The sequence below is a fragment of the Odoribacter sp. N54.MGS-14 genome, from assembly GCF_000980295.1.
GTDB lineage: Bacteria > Bacteroidota > Bacteroidia > Bacteroidales > Marinifilaceae > Odoribacter > Odoribacter splanchnicus.
In genome coordinates, this window is the sequence record NZ_LARL01000150.1 from 1 (window position 1) to 1,417 (window position 1,417).

At 54.0% G+C, this 1,417-nt stretch carries 1 rRNA gene; it reads right to left on the reverse strand.

The features are described from left to right. Positions 1 to 1,403 (reverse strand): 16S ribosomal RNA (locus tag WS42_RS14675); the annotation flags it as partial. Positions 1,404 to 1,417: the final 14 nt, after the last annotated feature.

Genomic DNA, 1,417 nt, shown 5'->3' on the forward strand with positions numbered 1-1,417 from the left:
GCTTGACGGGCGGTGTGTACAAGGCCCGGGAACGTATTCACCGCGCCATGGCTGATGCGCGATTACTAGCGAATCCAGCTTCACGGAGTCGGGTTGCAGACTCCGATCCGAACTGAGACGTGGTTTGGGGATTCGCTCCCTGTCGCCAGGTGGCTTCCCTTTGTCCACGCCATTGTAACACGTGTGTCGCCCCGGATGTAAGGGCCGTGCTGATTTGACGTCATCCCCGCCTTCCTCGCAGCTTACGCTGGCAGTCCCACCAGAGTCCTCAGCCTAACCTGTTAGTAACTAGTGGCAAGGGTTGCGCTCGTTATGGCACTTAAGCCGACACCTCACGGCACGAGCTGACGACAACCATGCAGCACCTCGCAAACGGCTATTGCTAGAAAAGGTGTTTCCACCTCGGTCCGAATGCGTTCAAACCCGGGTAAGGTTCCTCGCGTATCATCGAATTAAACCACATGTTCCTCCGCTTGTGCGGGCCCCCGTCAATTCCTTTGAGTTTCACCGTTGCCGGCGTACTCCCCAGGTGGATCACTTAACGCTTTCGCTGTGCCGCTTACACTGTATCGCAAACAGCTAGTGATCATCGTTTACTGCGTGGACTACCAGGGTATCTAATCCTGTTTGATCCCCACGCTTTCGTGCATCAGCGTCAGTCATGGCTTGGCAGGCTGCCTTCGCAATCGGGGTTCTGCGTGATATCTAAGCATTTCACCGCTACACCACGCATTCCGCCTGCCTCAAACATACTCAAGCCCCCCAGTTTCAACGGCAATTCTATGGTTGAGCCACAGACTTTCACCGCTGACTTAAAAGGCCGCCTACGCTCCCTTTAAACCCAATAAATCCGGATAACGCTCGGATCCTCCGTATTACCGCGGCTGCTGGCACGGAGTTAGCCGATCCTTATTCATAAGGTACATACAAAACGGGACACGTCCCGCACTTTATTCCCTTATAAAAGAGGTTTACGATCCATAGAACCTTCATCCCTCACGCGACTTGGCTGGTTCAGGCTTACGCCCATTGACCAATATTCCTCACTGCTGCCTCCCGTAGGAGTTTGGTCCGTGTCTCAGTACCAATGTGGGGGACCTTCCTCTCAGAACCCCTATCCATCGTCGGTTTGGTGGGCCGTTACCCCGCCAACTGCCTAATGGAACGCATGCCTATCTATCAGCGATGAATCTTTAGCAAATATCCCCATGCGGGGCCCCTGCTTCATGCGGTATTAGTCCGACTTTCGCCGGGTTATCCCCCTCTGATAGGTAAGTTGCATACGCGTTACTCACCCGTGCGCCGGTCGCCACCCGGTATTGCTACCTGTGCTGCCCCTCGACTTGCATGTGTTAAGCCTGTCGCTAGCGTTCATCCTGAGCCAGGATCAAACTCTTCGTTGTTTAAATTGTTTTAT